Source organism: Usitatibacter rugosus (assembly GCF_013003965.1).
Taxonomy (GTDB): Bacteria; Pseudomonadota; Gammaproteobacteria; order Burkholderiales; family Usitatibacteraceae; genus Usitatibacter; species Usitatibacter rugosus.
Genome location: NZ_CP053069.1, coordinates 803,489 through 820,126, shown reverse-complemented (window position 1 = coordinate 820,126; position 16,638 = coordinate 803,489). Strand labels below are relative to the sequence as shown.

The window sequence follows — 16,638 nt, the reverse complement described above, 5'->3', positions numbered from 1 at the left end:
TGCCCGGCCTAGAATAGCGACCATGGCCACAAGCCAGATTTCCGATTCGATCCGCGGCCGCATCTCCTACGACGGCACGCGTACGCCCGTAAAGACCGGCCTCTTCCTCGTCGTCTGCCTCGCATGGATCATCCCCGGCCTGGTGGGACACGATCCGTGGAAGGGCGACGAAGCGATCGCCTTCGGCATCGTCTCCGAGATCCTGCGGCTGAACGACTGGAGCCTGCTGCAGATCGCGGGCGAGCCGTATCCCGGCAAGGCGCCGCTCTTCTTCTGGGTGGCCGCCGCGCTCGGCAAGCTCCTGCAATCGTGGATCCCGCTGCACGATGCGGCGCGCCTCGCAGCCGGGCTCTTCATGTCGGGCACCCTCGCCTGCATTTCGTTTGCCGCCTTCGAGCTGATGGGCGAGCGCGCGATGCGGATCGGCGTGCTCCTCTTCATCGGCTGCGTGGGCCTGCTGATCCGCGCGCACGAGATGAGCAGCGACCTCGCGGGCCTGACCGGCATCGCGCTCGGCCTCTACGGCCTCGCCCTGTCGATCCGCCGGCCGAAGCTTGCCGGCATGATGCTCGGCGCAGGCGCCGGCGTCGCATTCCTCGGCGACGGTTTCCTTCCGCTCGCGATGCTCACGGTGACGGCGATCGCGCTGCCCCTCGCCGCTCCTGCTTACCGCACGCGCGCTTACGGCATCACCGCCAGTATCGCGCTGCTCTGCGCCCTGCCGCTGCTGGCACTCTGGCCCGCGCTGCTCGTGGCGAACCCCAAGGCGGATCTCGCGGGCTGGCTCGCTCGCGCCACCACCTCGCGCTGGTCGGGGGACGAAGCCGATCGCACGGGCCTGCAGGACACCGTGTACTTCGTGAAGATCCTGCCCTGGTACGCGTGGCCGGCGTGGCCGCTCGCCGCGTGGAGCCTCTGGCGAGCGCGCAAGAACCTCGCCGAGCGCCGCGACCTGCAGATGCCGTTCGTGGCGTTCCTCGTTTTCCTCGTGCTCGTGTCGCTCTTCGGCGAGGCGCGAGAGATCAACGCGCTGCCGTTGCTGCTGCCGCTGTCGCTCCTCGGCGTCGCGGAGATCGATACCCTCAAGCGAGGCGCGGCGAGCGCGCTCGACTGGTTCGGCGTGACGACCTTCTTCCTGCTCGGTGCGATGATCTGGATCGCCTGGATCGCAATGCTCACCGGAAGCCCGGAGGCCGTTGCCGTCCTGGGACAGCAACAAGTCCCGGGCTTCAAGTATCCGTTCCGCTTCCTGCCGTTCGCCTTCGCCGCGCTGCTCTCTCTCGTGTGGCTGGTGGTGGTGGCGCGGTCGCTGCGCACCACGCGACGTGCGCTGGTGAACTGGGCCGCCGGCATCACGATGGTGTGGATGCTGGTGATGACGCTCGGCGTTCCCGCCATTGACCACGCGCGCTCCTACCGCGGCGTCGGCCAGTCGCTCGCCGAGAAGCTGCCGACGGGCTACCTGTGCGCGATCGGCGTCAACGTCGGCGACGGCCAGCGCGCGCTGCTGAACCGCTACGCGGGTATCTTCTTCCAGCGCGCCGAGGGGCAATACGCGAACGTGTGCAAGGCCCGCATCGTCCAGGCCTCGCCCGATCGCGTCCCGCCGGCCGAACCCGGCTGGACCGAGCTGTGGCGCGGCTCGCGCCCGGGCGACAAGACCGAGCTCTTCGTCCTCTACGGACGCGAGAAGAAATAATTAGGGTCAGACCCTATTGCCCGAGGCGGGCGTCCAAAATCTCGATCCAGTGCCGCACGGGACGGGACGTTCCCGACTGGATGTGCGTGAGGCAACCGATGTTCGCGGTCGCGATCACCTCCGGCGAGCCCGATTCGAGCGCCGTCACCTTGTTGCGCAGGAGCTGGCCCGACAGCTCGGGCTGGAGGATGGAGTAGGTCCCGGCCGAGCCGCAGCAGAGATGTCCGTCGGGCACGGCGGAAAGCGTGAAACCCGCATCGCGCAGGATCGACTCCACCACGCCCTTCACCTTGAGGCCGTGCTGCAGGCTGCAGGGCGAGTGGAAGGCGAGGGTCTCGCCGCGCTGCTTGCGGCCCGCGAAGGCGTTGGCGAGGGAGCCGCGCTCCGCCGCCACGATCTCCGACACGTCGCGAGCGAGCGCCGAGATCCGCGCGGCGCGTTCCGCGTACGCCGCGTCGCCGCGAAGCAGGTGGCCGTATTCCGCGACCATCGTGCCGCAGCCGCTCGCGGTGATCACGATCGCCTCGGCGCCCTTCTCGATCTCCGGCCACCACGCATCGATGTTGCGGCGCGCGAGGTCGAGCGCCTCGGCATGCGCATCCAGGTGCTGGGCGATCGCGCCGCAGCATCCGTCCTGCGCGACCTCGAAGAGCGAGATGCCGAGGCGGTCGAGCACACGAGCGGTCGCGGCGTTGATCGAAGGCGCGATCGACGCCTGCACGCAGCCGCGAAGCACGATCATTCGCCGGCCGCGTTGCGCCGACGGCCACGCACCCGCTTCGCGCAGCGCCGGCACGCGAGCGGCGAGCGACGCGGGCATCAGGCCGCGGAACGCGCGGGCGAGGCCCAGCATCGCGGAGAAGAAGGGACGCGCGAGCAGCGTGCGGCGCAGGGCCCAGCGCTGGAACGACTCGACCGGACCGCGGCCCACCTTGCGATCCACGAGCTCGCGGCCGATGTCCACCAGGCGGCCGTACTGCACGCCCGAGGGGCACGTCGTCTCGCAGGAGCGGCACGTGAGGCAACGGTCCAGGTGAAGCTGCGTGCGCTTCGTGACCGGCGCTCCTTCGAGGGCCTGCTTCATGAGGTAGATGCGGCCGCGCGGGCTGTCGAGCTCGTCGCCCAGCAGCGCGTACGTGGGGCACGTGGCGAGGCAAAAACCGCAGTGCACGCACTTGCGCAGGATGCTGTCCGCCTCGATGCCTTCGGGCGTGTCGCGGATCCAGCTGGCGAGGTTGGTCTGCATCAGGAAAAGAGCGTGTTGCCCTCGCGGGCGGTGGCGCGCTGGACCGAGGGCCGCGAAGCCATGCGTTCCTGGAAGGCTCGGATGTTGGGCATCTCGATCGACTTCGGCTTGAACCAGCGGCCCCAGCGCGCGACGACGGCGAAATAGAAATCGGCGACGTTGGGCGCGGTCCCGCCCGACCAGTACGGCGCCGTCAGCTTGCCGTCCTCGCGCTGGAAGAACGCGACGATCTTCGCCTGGCCGAACTCGCTCACGGCTTTCTGCACCGATTCCTCCGCGGCGTAGTCGTCCGCATGGAAGTAGCGGTTCATGAGGGGGTGGATCTCGGTGGCGAGGTAGGCCATGCGCTCCATCGTCCGCGCGCGCTCGACGGTCGCGGGCTGGGCGAGCAGCGAGCCGTCGCCGTGCTTGTCGAGGAGGTACTCGAGGATGGCCACGCTCTCCGTGATCACTCCATCCGATGTGCCGAGCGAGGGCACCTTCGCCTTCGGGTTGATCTTGAGGTACGCGGGCTCGTGGTGCGCCTTCTTCTCGAGGTTCACCTTCACCGCCTCGAACGGAACGCCCAGCTCCTCGAGCACCATGTGCGTGACCATCGAGACCGAGCCCGGCGAGTAGTAGAGCGTATACATGGCTAGAAGTCGTACATCCGGTTCGGGTTGAAGAGGCCCTCGGGATCGAATGCATCCTTCAGGCGTTTGTGGATGCGCGCGATCGCCGGCTGCAGGGGATGGAACACGCCCTGGGCCTTGTCGCCGCCGCGGAAAAGGGTTGCGTGCCCGCCGGCCTTCGCCACCGCGGCGCGGATCTGCGTCGCATCGAGCGCACCGCTGACCCAGCGCTGGCCGCCGCCCCAATCGACGAGTTGCGGATGCGGCGTGGCGATCGGCGCCGCGGTCTGCGGAACGGACAATCGCCACAACGGCTCGCCGGCCCGGAAGAACGGCAGGCGATGCTCGCGAAGATCGCGCCAGAAAGTCTCCCCGTCGGCCATCGCGTCACCGCCCAGCTTCGCGCACGCGGCTTTCACCGCGCTCTGCGCACCCGAGAGACGAACGCGCAGCACGCCATCGAGCCATGCGGCGCCGGAAAGCGGCAACGGCTGGCCCGCCCAGCGGTTGGCCTGCTCGATCGCCTTCGCCTCGTCGAGCGGGAAAGCGAGCGTGGCTTCCATCGCCGGCCGGGGAAGCACCTTGAACGAGAGCTCGGTGATGACGCCGAGCGTACCCAGCGCGCCGGCCATGAGGCGCGAGACGTCGTAGCCCGCGACGTTCTTGATCACGCGGCCTCCGAACGAAAGATCCTCGCCCTTGCCATTCACGATCCGCGCGCCGAGCACGAAGTCGCGCGCGGCGCCCGCGTAGGGCCGGCGGGGACCGGAGAAACCCGCGGCGACCGTTCCGCCGATCGTGGCACCGGTTCCGAAGTGCGGAGGCTCGAACGCGAGCATCTGGCGATCGGCGGCGAGCGCGGATTCGATGTCGGCCAATCGCGTCCCGGCCTTCACCGTGAGCACCAGCTCGCGCGGCTCGTACGCGATGATCCCGGCGTAGCCCGAGACATCGAGCACCTCGCCCTGGAGCGCACCGCCGTAGAAGTCCTTCGTGCCGCCGCCACGAATGCGAAGCCGCGCCTTGCCGGCCGCACCCTGGCGTACGCGTTCGGCGAGATCGGAGATGAAGTCGGGCGTCGTCATGGAAAAAAGTAGCTGACCCTTATTTCAGAACCGCGGGATATCGGCACGCGGAAGCTTCCCGTCGCGCACGTGCATGCCGCCCCACTCGGAGCAGCGGTTCAGCGTCGGCACTGCCTTGCCGGGATTGAGGATGCCCGCGGGATCGAAGGCGCGCTTCACGTCGTGGAAGGCCGCGATCTCGGCGGGGCGGAACTGCTTGCACATCTGGCGCAGCTTCTCGATGCCCACGCCGTGCTCGCCCGTGATGGTGCCGCCCACGTCGATGCACAGCTCGAGGATGCGGCCGCCGAGCGCCTCGCCCTTCTCCAGCTCGCCCGGCACGGACGCGTCGTAGAAGATGCACGGGTGGATGTTCCCGTCGCCCGCGTGGAACACATTGCCCACGAGAAGGCCGGCCTCCTCGGCGAACGCGTACACCTGGTCCAGGACTTCCGGGAGCTTGTGCCGCGGAATGGTCCCGTCGATGGTGTAGAAATCGGGACGCACCGTCGCGAGCGCCGTGAAGGCGCCCTTGCGCGATTTCCATAGCTCCGCGCGCTCGCGGTCGTCCTGCGCGACGCGAAGCCCCGTCCCGCCGTTGCGCTCGATGATCGAGCGCACGCGAGCCAGCGCGTCGTCAGCCTCCTCGACGCCGCCGTCCACCTCTGCAAGCAGCAGTGCTTCGGCGTCGCGCGGGAAACCCAGCCCCATGTAGCGCTCGCAGGCTTCGATGACGACGCGATCCATCATCTCCAGCGCCGCCGGGATCAGGCCCGCGCCGATGATCTCTCCCACCGCTTCGGCGGCCGCGCGCACGCTCGAGAACGCCGCGAGCAGCGTCTGGGTCGCCGCCGGAATCGGCACCAGCTTCACCGTCACTTGCGTGACCACGCCGAGGTTGCCCTCGCTGCCGGTGATGAGCGTGAGCAGGTCGTAGCCCGGAGCGTCGAGCGCGAGGGAGCCGATCTCGAGCCTCTCGCCCTCGCCGTCATACGCCACGACCGCGAGCAGGTTGTGCAGCGTGAATCCGTACTTGAGGCAGTGCACGCCGCCCGAGTTCTCCGCGACGTTGCCGCCGATGGAGCACACGAGCTGGCTCGAAGGATCGGGCGCGTAGAAGAGCCCGTGGGGCGCGGCCGCTTCCGAGACGGCGAGGTTGCGCATGCCCGGCTCGACGGTCGCCGTGCGGCCGAGCGGATCGAGTGCCACGAGCGCGCGCATCTTCGTCATCACGAGGAGCACGCCCTCGGGATGCGGGATCGCGCCGCCCGAGATGCCGGTTCCGGCGCCGCGCGTCACAAGCGGGATGCCGCGCGACGCGCATGCCGCGATCACGGGACCCACCTGCGCGGCATGGTCCGGCAACACCGCCATCATCGGCACGGCGCGGTGGGACACGAACGCATCGGTCTCGAACGGGCGCAGGCGTTCGTCGTCCGTCACCACCGTGGGCGGCGGCTGGATGGCGGCGAAGGTGCGCGCGAGCTCGGCGTTCATCGCTAGAAGCGCGGCAGGTCGGGGAACGGCAGCTGCCCGCCCTTCACGCGCATCGCGCCGTACTCGGCGCAGCGGTGGAGCGTGGGAACCATCTTGCCGGGGTTGAGCAGGCCTTCGGGATCGAACGCCGCCTTCACCGCGTGGAACTGCACGAGCTCGCCGGGGCGGAACTGCGTGCACATCTGGTTGATCTTCTCGATGCCCACGCCGTGCTCGCCGGTGATGGTGCCGCCCACCTCGATGCACAGCTCCAGCAGCTCCGCCGCGAAGGCCTCGGTGCGCGCGAGCTCGCCTTCGATGTTCGCGTCGTAGAGGATCAGCGGGTGCAGGTTGCCGTCGCCGGCGTGGAAGACGTTGGCGCAGCGCAGGCCGTATTTCTCCGACATCTCGTTCGTCCGGTTGAGCACGTGGCCCAGGGCCTTGCGCGGGATCGAGCCGTCGATGCAGTAGTAATCCGGCGAGATGCGCCCGACCGCGGGGAACGCGGCCTTGCGGCCCGACCAGTAGCGCAGCCGCTCGGCCTCGGAGGACGAGCAGGTCACGCGCGTGCAGCCGTTGGCGCGCATCACCTCGATCATTCGTGCGGTCTCTTCGGCCACTTCCTCGTGCGTGCCGTCGGATTCGGCGAGGAGGATCGCCGCGGCGTCGAGATCGTAGCCGGCCTTCACGAAGCCCTCGACGGCGCGGGTGGCGAGCCGGTCCATCATCTCGAGGCCGGCCGGCACGATGCCCGCGCCGATCACGCCCGCGACCGCGTCGCCCGCCTGCTCGACGCTCGCGAACGAGGCCATGACGACCTGGGCCGTCTCGGGTTTCGGCAGGAGCTTCACCGTCACCTCGAGCGTGATCGCGAGCAGGCCTTCGGATCCGGTGACGAGCGCGAGGAGGTCGTAGCCGGGTGCATCGAGCGCTTCCGAGCCGAGCTCGATGATCTCCGAATCGATGGTGATCGCGCGCACCTTGAGGATGTTGTGGACCGTGAGGCCGTACTTGAGGCAATGCACGCCGCCGGAGTTCTCGGCCACGTTGCCGCCGATCGAGCACGCGATCTGGCTCGACGGGTCGGGCGCGTAGTAGAGGCCCAGGTGAGCGACGGATTCGGAGATGCGCAGGTTGCGAACGCCCGGCTGCACGCGCGCCGTGCGCGCGAGCGGATCGATCGACACGACCTTGTCGAACTTCGCGAGCGACAGGAGGATGCCGTCGGCGAGCGGCAGCGCCCCGCCCGAGAGGCCCGTGCCCGAGCCGCGAGCCACGACCGGCGTGGACGTCTTGCGAGCCACCGCGAGCGTCGCCGCGACCTCGGCCTCGGTCGCCGGAATGGCGGCCACGAGCGGCGTCTGGCGATAGGCGGAGAGCCCGTCGCATTCGTAGGGCTTGAGGTCCTCGCCGTCCGCGAGCACCGACGTGCGGGGCAAGGTTGCCGCGAGCGCTGTCGCGACCGCGGCGCGCTTGGGCGAGGGTGCCATCATCTCCTCCATGGCCCCATGATACCGTGGGGCATGAGCTCGAAGCCCGGGTCCGAGGTGTCGTTCGCGCGCGAGCTGCGCGATGCGCTGAGCGCCATCCAGATGGCCATGGAAGTGCTGCGCCGCCCACCGGACGAAGCCACGCGCGACCGGATGATCGAGCTCATGGAGCGGCAGCTGGCCACGCTGCGCGCCCTCGCCGACCGATGCGACTCGGCGCCCGCGCCGGGCGCGGCGATGGCCGCGGAGGCGCAGACGCTCCGTCTCCTGGTGGTGGACGACAACATCGACTCGGCCGAAGTACTGGGAACGCTCCTGGAGCAGCTCGGCCACGAGGTGTTCGTCGCCTATACCGGTGCCCGCGCGATCGAGGTCGCGCACGAGCGGCGCCCCGACGTGATCCTGCTCGACTTGGCACTACCGGACGTGAGCGGCTACGACGTCGCGCGCACCCTGCGGCGGGATTCGCAGCTGGCGGGCGTCTACATCATCGGGCTCTCGGGATTCGGCGGCGACGAGCATCGCAAGCGCGCCCTCGAAGCGGGACTGGACGACTACCTCGTGAAGCCCGTGGCGATCGAAACGCTCGGGAAGCTGCTGGCCGCGCGGCGCTAGGCCGGCTGGGCCGTCGTCTCTACCGGAAGCTTGAGGCAGGTGCTGCGCCGCCCGCCTTCGGGCGCCGGGGCGGACTTCATCTCGCCGCCGTGGCCCTCGACGAAGACGCGCGCGATGCGCATGCCGAGCACGCCCAGGCCGAACGGATCCTGACCTTCGGCGGCTTCCCCGGCATCGTCGACGATCTCGATCATCGCGTGCGTGCCGTTGGCCTTGAGCACGACCTCCGCCGTCCCGCCGTCGGGCACGGAGTCCAGCGAATGCAGCACGCAGGTGAGCACCGCCTGCGAGATGCCGGCGCGCGGCCCGAAGACGTACACCGGCTCCGTCGGGACGTCGACCGTGAGCCGGACGTTGCGGATCGCAGCATCGGTCACGAAATGCCGCACCGTTTCGCGAGTGAGCTCGGAGAGGTCGATGCGGGTCTCGCCTTCGCCCTCGGAAATGCCGGAATCGCTGAGGAATGCGCGCGACGTCCGCTCGAGGCGGGTGAGCTCCTTCCTCGCCATGGTCACGGCCTTCTCCACCTGCGCGCGGGTCTTCTCGTCCGTGCCCGGCGCGGAAACACTCTTCAGCGCAAGCTCGAGCGCCCAGTAGATGCCCTGCACCGGCGACTTGAGGTCGTGCTCGAGCGCATGCCCCATCCTGCGCATGAGGCGCGTGGTCACCGCATCGCGGTAGACGCCTTCCATGTCGGTCATTGGGTCTCCGGCTCGCGCTGGCGCGAAGCGATGACGTCGGCCAGCACCTGCACGTTCACGGGTTTCACGAGGTGGTGGTCGAAGCCGGCTTCGAGGGCCAGGCGGCGGTCGCGCTCCTGGCCGTAGCCGGTGACGGCCACCAGCAGGCAGCGGCGGCCGCATTCGAGCTGCCGAAGCCGCCGCGCGATCTCGAAGCCGTCCATGCCGGGAAGGCCGATGTCCACGAGTGCCACATCCGGCCGGAACTTCGGCGCGAGATCGAGCGCCGCGAAACCGTCGCGCGCGAGCTCGACCTCATGGCCGTCCAGCGAGATGAGCGTCTGCAACGTGGCGGCCGTATCGGGATGGTCCTCGACGATCATCACCCGCTGCGCAACGACGCGCCGCGCTCCGTCGCGGGCCGGCGCCTGCGCGCGCGCCGCCGGAATCACCACGGGCAGGCGCACCGTGAATTCGCTGCCCTGGTTCGGGCCGCCGCTCGCCGCCTCCACCTTGCCCCCCTGCGCCTCGACCAGCCGCTTCACGAGCGTGAGGCCGATGCCCAGGCCGCCCTGTGCGCGGTCGAGCGTGGTGTCCAGCTGCGTGAAGAGGTCGAAGATGCCGTCCAGCATCGGCGCGGGAATGCCCAGGCCCGTGTCCTTCACGCGGATGACCGCGTGGCGTTGATCCTCGGACACGATGATCGAAATGCTTCCGCCGGGCGGCGTGTACTTGGCCGCGTTGTTGAGCAGGTTGGCGAGGACCTGTGCGATGCGCGCGAAATCGCCGCGCACATGCAGCGGGCGCGCCGGCGGCGTGACCGTGAGCTCGTGGCGGCGCTCCTCGATCAGCGGCCGGCTGGTCTCGACCGCGGAGGCGAGCACGGTGCCCAGGTCGATGTCCTCGGTCTTGAGCTGGATCTTGCCGCTGGTGATGCGGGAGACGTCGAGCAGGTCGTCGACGATCCGCATGAGCTGGCGCGACTGCCGGTCGATGACGTCCCTCGCCCACGGCAGGCGCGTCTCGGCGGAGCCGCCCATGCGCAGCACCTCGATCGCGTTGCGGATCGGCGCCAGGGGGCTGCGCAGCTCGTGCGCCAGCATCGCCAGGAACTCGTCCTTGCGGCGGTCGTTGTCGCGCACCTGCAGGTAGAGGCGGGCGTTGTCGAGCGCGATGCCGACGCGGCCGGCGAGCTCCTCGCCCAGGGCCATCTCGGTGGGCGTGAAGCGCTCGCGCGGCGGTGCCAGCGCGACGACCAGCACGCCGAGCGTGCGACCGCGGCCGACCAGCGGATGGATCGACATCGATTGCGGGCGGAACGCGAGCGGGATCTGCTCCTCGCCGGTGGCCTCGAGGCGCTCGACGCGCACGCCCGCCGGGTCGGAGAGCGGGCCCTCGATGACTTCGCGGCGCCCCGTGGTCACGGCGCGCTCGATGGCCGAGGCGATCGCGGGCTCGCCGATGCGCCGCACGGAAAGCGCGCGCCGTCCGGTGCTCGTTTCGGGATCGCTCCACGCAAGCTCGGTGCGCGTGACGCGCTGGTGCTCGTCCACCAGTGCGATGGCGCAGAAGAGGCCGAGGAAGGGAACAGAGAATCCGGTCAGGTCGCGGGCGAGTGCTTCCGCATCCAGCGTGCTCGTCAGGAGGCGGCCGCCCTCGGCGAGGAACGCCGAGCGGCGCACCGCGTCCTCGGCGGCCGTGCGCGCGGCCTGCTCGCGCGCGAGCGCGATGCGCTGGTCGCTCTGCTGGCGGATGTGCTCGGTGAGCTGGTGCAGCTCGACGAACACGCGCACCTTGGCGCGCAGCACCTCGGGCGCGAAGGGCGTGAGGATGAAGTCGACGGCGCCGAGCGAATACGCCTGGGCCGCATGCATCTCGTCGGAGTAGGCCGTCATGAAGATGATCGGCGTGTGCGCGGAGCGCTTGCGCTTGCGGATCATCGTCGCCGTCTCGAAGCCGTCCATGCCCGGCATGTTGACGTCGAGCAGGATCACGGCGAAATCGCGCTCGAGCACCTGCTTCAGCGCATCCTCGCCCGAGCTCGCGGCGACGACCTCCTGGCCCAGTTCCTCGAGCACGGAGCGGAAGACGAGGATCTTGTCCGGCCGGTCGTCGACGACCAGGATGGCCGCGGGAGCCAGCCGGTGATCGCTGCCGGCGGGAAGGGTGATCACGGCTTGAGCCAGGCGCGCAGCGTCGCGAGCAGCTGCTGCGTCTCGACGGGTTTCGAGAGGTAATCCCACGCGCCCGCCTCCAGGCAACGCTGCCGGTCTCCCTTCATGGCCTTCGCCGTCACCGCGACGATCGGGAGGTCCTTGCAGTTGGCGAGCTTGCGGATCTCGCGCATGGTCTCCAGCCCGTCCATCTCCGGCATCATGATGTCCATCAGCACGACGTCGACGTCCGGCTCGGCCTTCACGATCTCGATCGCGTCGCGGCCGTTGTCGGCCGTGAGGATCTTCATGTCGTAGTCCTCGAGCACCGTCGAGAGCGCGAAGATGTTGCGCATGTCGTCGTCCACCACGAGCACCTTGCGCCCGGCGAGCCAACGGTTGGAGCGGTAGATCTCCTCCAGCGTGCCGCGCTGCTCCTCGGGGAGCCGGCTCGCGTCGCGATGGAGATACACCGTCGTCTGGTCGAGCAGGCGGTCCAGCGTGTGCACGAACGACACGGGGCCGTTGCGCGAAAGCTGCTGCCATACCGCTTCGTCGGAGACGTTACGGCCCTCCTCCGAGTGCACGATGATCGGCATCGGCTGGTCGGGGGACCGCGAGCGCGCTTCCTCCATCAGGGCTTCGGCATTCAATCCGGGGACCTCCGGGTCCAGCACGAGGCAATCGACGTCGCCCGCTCGGAGCGCCTTCAGCGCGGCTCCCGCGTCGCTGGCTCCCGTCACCTTCACGTCGGCCGCGCGCTCGAGATAGCCCACCACGTCGTTCAGCTTGTCGCCGTCGGGCTGCACGACGAGCAGGTTCTTCACGCCGCGGGAAGCATACGCCTTGATCGCATCGAGGAGCCGGTCCACGCCCTCCTTGCTCTGCAGCGGCTTCGCCACGAAGTGCAGCGCGCCCGATTGCATCGCCTGCTCGCGGGAATCCTCGGTGGAGATGACGCATACGGGGATGTGGCGCGTGTCGATGTCGCCCTTCAGGCGGTCCAGCACGCGCCAGCCCTGGATGTCGGGCAGGAAGATGTCGAGCGTGATCGCGGAAGGATGGAACTCGCGCGCGAGCGCCAGCGCCGAGGCACCGAGCGTCGTCACGATGGCCTTGAAGCCGCGCTCGCGCGCCGCCTCCATCAGCACCGATGCGAACGCGAGATCGTTCTCGACGATGAGCAGCACCGAGTCGCCGGGGGTCACGGCCTCGCGGTCGTCGGGCAGCTCGTGGTCCAGCGGCGGCGGCGTGGACGCCTCCTCGATCGGATCGATGGGCCGCGGCATGGGGCCCAGCGCCGTGCGCGCGGCCCGGATCGCGGCATTCGCCACGGAGGCGGCATCGGCGCCGGTCTTGCGCGGCAGGCGCGGCAGCGCGTAGCGCTCCGGGAGATACAGCGTGAAGGCACTGCCCTCGCCCGGCGCGCTCCAGAGGCGGATCTCGCCGCCCAGCAGGCGCGAGAGCTCGCGGCTGATGGCGAGGCCGAGGCCCGTGCCGCCGTACTTGCGCGACGTCGAGCCGTCGGCCTGCTGGAACGCCTCGAAGATGATCTGCTGCTTGTCCGGCGGAATGCCGATGCCGGTGTCGCGCACGGTGAAGGCGAGCACCGCGGGAGCCCGGTTGAGCTCCTCGTTCTGCGGATCCCAGCCCGAGCGCGCGGCGTCGATGGACAGCACGACCTGGCCGCGATGCGTGAACTTGAACGCGTTCGACAGCAGGTTCTTGATGATCTGCTGCAGGCGCTTCGTGTCGGTGGCCATCGTGGGGGGCAGGTCCACCTCGCTGCGGATGAAGAAGTCGAGCTTCTTCGCCTCCGCGACGTGGCGGAACGTGCGCTCCACGTAGCGGCGCATTTCGTCCAGGCGCAGCTCGCCCACGTCCACGGCGACCGTGCCCGACTCGATCTTCGAGAGGTCGAGGATGTCGTTGATGAGGGTCAGCAGGTCGTTGCCGGAAGAGTGGATGGTCTTCGCGAATTCCACTTGCTTGGGCGAGAGGTTGCCCTGCGAGTTGGCCTGCAGCTGGTCGGAGAGGATCAGCAGCGAGTTCAACGGCGTGCGCAGCTCGTGCGACATGTTGGCGAGGAACTCGGACTTGTACTTCGAGGTGAGTGCCAGCTGGTGAGCCTTTTCCTCCAGGTCCTGGCGGGCCTGCTCCACCTCCGCGTTCTTGCGCTCCACCTCCTGGTTCTGGTGGGCCAGCAGCCGCGCCTTCTCCTGCAGCTCCTGGTTGGTGTTCTGCAGCTCTTCCTGGCGGCTCTGCAGCTCCTGCGCGAGCGACTGCGACTGCGTGAGGAGGTCTTCCGTCCGCGTGTTGGCCTCGATGGTGTTGATCACGATGCCCACCGATTCCATCAGCTGCTCGAGGAACGCCTGGTGCGTATCGGAGAAGCCCTCGAACGAGCCCAGCTCGAGCACGCCCTTCAGCTGGCCTTCGAACACGACGGGCAGCACGAGGATGGTGCGCGGCGGCGCCGAGCCCACGCCCGTGGAGACGTCGAGGTAGCCCTCGGGAACGTTGGTGATGAGGATCTTGCGCTTCTCGATCGCGGTCTGGCCGACGAGGCCTTCGCCGAGCGAGAGGCGACGGCCGTGGGCCTTCTGTCCTTCCGCGCCGTACGAAGCGAGCAGGCGCAGCTGCGCGCTCTCGAACGCGGTATCCAGCACGTAGAAGCGGGCGACTTGCGCCTGCGCGACGGGCGCGAGCTCCGAGAGGATCAGCGCGCCCACGGTGTTCAGGTTCTTCTGGCCCTGCAGCATGCGCGAGAACTTCGCGAGGTTGGTCTTGAGCCAGTCCTGCTCGGTGTTCTTCTGCGTGGTGTCCTTGAGGTTGCGGATCATCTCGTTGATGGTGTCCTTCAACGCCGCCACCTCGCCCTGCGCCTCCACCGTGATGGAGCGCGTCAAGTCGCCCTGCGTCACGGCCGTGGCCACCTGCGCGATCGCCCGCACCTGGTTGGTGAGGTTGGCCGCGAGCTGGTTCACGTTCTCGGTCAAGTCCTTCCACGTGCCCGAAGCGCCCGGCACGCGCGCCTGGCCGCCCAGCTTGCCCTCGACACCCACCTCGCGAGCCACCGAGGTCACCTGGTCGGCGAAGGTGTCGAGCGTGTCCGTCATGCTGTTGATCGTCGAAGCAAGAGCCGCGATCTCGCCCTTCGCCTCCACGGTGAGCTTCTGCGAGAGGTCGCCGTTCGCAACCGCCGTCACCACCTTCGCGATACCGCGCACCTGCGAGGTGAGGTTGCCGGCCATGAAGTTCACGTTGTCGGTCAAATCCTTCCAGGTGCCCGAGACGCCTTCCACGCGCGCCTGTCCGCCCAGCTGGCCTTCCGTGCCCACTTCGCGCGCCACGCGCGTCACCTCCGAGCCGAAGGAGCGGAGCTGGTCCACCATCGTGTTGATCGTGCCCTTCAGCTCGAGGAACTCGCCCTTCACGTCCACCGTGATCTTCTTCGAAAGGTCGCCTCGCGCCACGGCCGTCGTCACCTCCGCGACGTTACGCACCTGCGCGGTCAAGTTGCCGGCCATCGAGTTCACGGAGTCGGTCAAGTCCTTCCACGTGCCGGCCACGCCCTTCACCCACGCCTGGCCGCCCAGCTTTCCTTCCGTGCCCACCTCGCGCGCCATCCGCGTCACTTCCGCGGCGAAGGTCGAGAGCTGGTCCACCATCGTGTTCACGGTGTTCTTCAGCTCGGCGATCTCGCCCTTCACGTCGACCGTCACCTTCTTCGAAAGGTCGCCGCGCGCCACGGCCGTGGTCACCTCGGCGATGTTTCGCACCTGGCCCGTCAGGTTCGAGGCCATCGAGTTCACGTTGTCGGTCAAGTCCTTCCACGTGCCGGCCACACCCTTCACGCGCGCCTGGCCGCCGAGCTTTCCTTCCGTGCCCACCTCGCGGGCCACCCGCGTCACCTCCGCGGCGAAGGACGAGAGCTGGTCCACCATCGTGTTCACGGTGTTCTTCACCTCGAGGATCTCGCCCTTCACGTCCACCGTGATCTTCTTCGAGAGGTCGCCCCTCGCCACGGCGGTCGTCACCTCGGCGATGTTGCGCACCTGCGAGGTGAGGTTCGAGGCCATCGAGTTCACGTTGTCGGTCAAGTCCTTCCACGTGCCGGACACGCCGCGCACCTGCGCCTGGCCACCCAGCTTTCCTTCCGTGCCGACCTCGCGCGCCACGCGCGTCACTTCCGAGGCGAACGACGAGAGCTGGTCCACCATGATGTTCACGGTGTTCTTCACCTCGAGGATCTCGCCCTTCACGTCCACCGTGATCTTCTTCGAGAGGTCACCCCTCGCCACGGCCGTCGTCACGTCGGCGATGTTGCGCACCTGGGACGTGAGGTTCGCCGCCATGAAGTTCACGGAGTCGGTCAAGTCCTTCCACGTGCCGGACACGCCTTCGACTCGCGCCTGGCCGCCGAGCTTTCCTTCGGTACCCACCTCGCGCGCCACCCGCGTCACTTCCGACGCGAAGGACGAGAGCTGGTCCACCATCGTGTTCACTGTCTGCTTCACCTCGAGGATCTCGCCGCGCGCATCCACGGTGATCTTCTTCGAGAGGTCGCCCCGCGCCACGGCCGTGGTCACGTCGGCGATGTTGCGTACCTGCGACGTGAGGTTGCCGGCCATGAAGTTCACGGAGTCGGTCAAGTCCTTCCACGTGCCGGACACGCCTTCGACTCGCGCCTGGCCGCCCAGCTTGCCGTCGGTGCCCACCTCGCGCGCCACGCGCGTCACTTCGGAGCCGAAGGAGCGGAGCTGGTCCACCATGGTGTTGATCGTGTTCTTGAGCTCGAGGAACTCGCCCTTCACGTCGACCGTGATCTTCTTCGAGAGGTCGCCCGTGGCCACGGCCGTCGTCACCTCGGCGATGTTTCGCACCTGGCCCGTCAGGTTGCCGGCCATCGAGTTCACGGAGTCGGTCAAGTCCTTCCACGTGCCCGCGACGCCCTTCACCTTCGCCTGGCCGCCCAACTTGCCTTCCGTGCCCACCTCGCGCGCCACGCGCGTCACTTCCGACGCGAAGGACGAGAGCTGGTCCACCATCTTGTTGATCGTCTTGGCCTGCCGCAGGAATTCGCCCTGCAGCGGCTGGCCCTCGAACTCCGTGGCCATGGTCTGCGAGAGGTCGCCCTGGGCCACGGCGCCGATCACGCGCGAGGTCTCCGTGGTCGGGAGCACGAGGTCGTCGATGAGCGCGTTGACGTTCTCGATCTTGTACTTCCAGAAGCCGCGGAGGTCGCCGATGCTGCCGCGGTAGCGAAGCTTGCCTTCCTTGCCGACCTTGCGGCGCAGCGAGATGAATTCGTCGGTGACCTGGAGGTGGTAGTCCTGGATCTCGCGGTAGACGTCGGCTACCTTGCCGGCCGTCCCTTCCCAGTTGGAGGGCAGCTGGAACGTGGCGTCGCCCTTCTTGAGGGCAAGAAGCGCCGACAGCAGCACGTTCATTTGCGATTCGCAGTCGTTGCGAATGGACTTGGTCTTCAAGGGCGAGCCTCCAGGGAATTCGACCGCGCGGATAGCTTGGGCGAGGGTCGGGCCAATGATCGAAGTTACAATGCGCTCCCCCCTGGCGAAGTCGGATTTGTCCTACAGCCGG

Annotated in this window: 10 protein-coding genes; 2 read left to right on the top strand and 8 right to left on the bottom strand. The window is 68.5% G+C overall.

The annotated features are described in order from the left end of the window. Nucleotides 1-22: 22 nt before the first annotated feature. Nucleotides 23-1,699 carry an ArnT family glycosyltransferase gene (locus DSM104443_RS04145; protein ID WP_171089730.1) on the top strand — a complete coding sequence of 559 codons (1,677 nt, stop codon included), beginning with the start codon at nucleotides 23-25 and terminating at the stop codon, nucleotides 1,697-1,699. A 13-nt stretch (nucleotides 1,700-1,712) separates the two neighbouring features. Here DSM104443_RS04145 and glcF read toward each other — a convergent pair whose 3' ends face one another. Genes glcF through DSM104443_RS04120 form a run of 5 tightly spaced genes read right to left on the bottom strand, consistent with a single transcriptional unit; the run spans nucleotide 1,713 to nucleotide 7,589 of the window. Then, on the bottom strand, nucleotides 1,713-2,945 hold the full coding sequence (gene glcF / locus DSM104443_RS04140) for a glycolate oxidase subunit GlcF (RefSeq protein ID WP_171089728.1): 1,233 nt from the start codon (nucleotides 2,943-2,945) through the stop codon (nucleotides 1,713-1,715). Continuing rightward, nucleotides 2,945-3,577 (bottom strand): glutathione S-transferase family protein, encoded by a 633-nt coding sequence (locus DSM104443_RS04135; protein WP_171089727.1) that lies wholly within the window; start codon nucleotides 3,575-3,577, stop codon nucleotides 2,945-2,947. Before DSM104443_RS04135 ends, glcF begins: the two co-directional genes overlap by 1 nt. A gap of 2 nt (nucleotides 3,578-3,579) precedes the next feature. Then, entirely contained in the window at nucleotides 3,580-4,641 is a 1,062-nt protein-coding gene (gene glcE, locus DSM104443_RS04130) for a glycolate oxidase subunit GlcE (protein WP_171089725.1), read from the bottom strand. Between the two features lie 24 nt (nucleotides 4,642-4,665). Continuing rightward, the gene (locus tag DSM104443_RS04125) at nucleotides 4,666-6,117 is read right to left on the bottom strand and encodes an FAD-linked oxidase C-terminal domain-containing protein (RefSeq protein ID WP_171089723.1); all 1,452 of its coding nucleotides are present in this window, start codon (nucleotides 6,115-6,117) and stop codon (nucleotides 4,666-4,668) included. A gap of 2 nt (nucleotides 6,118-6,119) precedes the next feature. Continuing rightward, complete coding sequence (locus DSM104443_RS04120) at nucleotides 6,120-7,589, bottom strand: FAD-linked oxidase C-terminal domain-containing protein (protein ID WP_246232874.1); 1,470 nt, start codon at nucleotides 7,587-7,589, stop codon at nucleotides 6,120-6,122. A gap of 30 nt (nucleotides 7,590-7,619) precedes the next feature. Between DSM104443_RS04120 and DSM104443_RS04115 the strand changes: the two genes are divergently transcribed. Continuing rightward, the gene (locus DSM104443_RS04115) at nucleotides 7,620-8,201 is read left to right on the top strand and encodes a response regulator (protein WP_171089720.1); all 582 of its coding nucleotides are present in this window, start codon (nucleotides 7,620-7,622) and stop codon (nucleotides 8,199-8,201) included. Here the strand turns inward: DSM104443_RS04115 and DSM104443_RS04110 are convergent. The 3 genes from DSM104443_RS04110 to DSM104443_RS04100 are packed head-to-tail and all read right to left on the bottom strand — an operon-like array spanning nucleotide 8,198 to nucleotide 16,526. Next, on the bottom strand, nucleotides 8,198-8,902 hold the full coding sequence (locus tag DSM104443_RS04110) for a sensor histidine kinase (protein ID WP_171089718.1): 705 nt from the start codon (nucleotides 8,900-8,902) through the stop codon (nucleotides 8,198-8,200). The genes DSM104443_RS04115 and DSM104443_RS04110 overlap by 4 nt on opposite strands. Further along, nucleotides 8,899-11,055 carry a response regulator gene (locus tag DSM104443_RS04105; protein WP_171089716.1) on the bottom strand — a complete coding sequence of 719 codons (2,157 nt, stop codon included), beginning with the start codon at nucleotides 11,053-11,055 and terminating at the stop codon, nucleotides 8,899-8,901. The genes DSM104443_RS04110 and DSM104443_RS04105 overlap by 4 nt, the downstream gene beginning before the upstream one ends. Beyond that, the gene (locus tag DSM104443_RS04100) at nucleotides 11,052-16,526 is read right to left on the bottom strand and encodes a hybrid sensor histidine kinase/response regulator (RefSeq protein WP_212756931.1); all 5,475 of its coding nucleotides are present in this window, start codon (nucleotides 16,524-16,526) and stop codon (nucleotides 11,052-11,054) included. The genes DSM104443_RS04105 and DSM104443_RS04100 overlap by 4 nt, the downstream gene beginning before the upstream one ends. Between the last annotated feature and the right edge of the window lie 112 nt (nucleotides 16,527-16,638).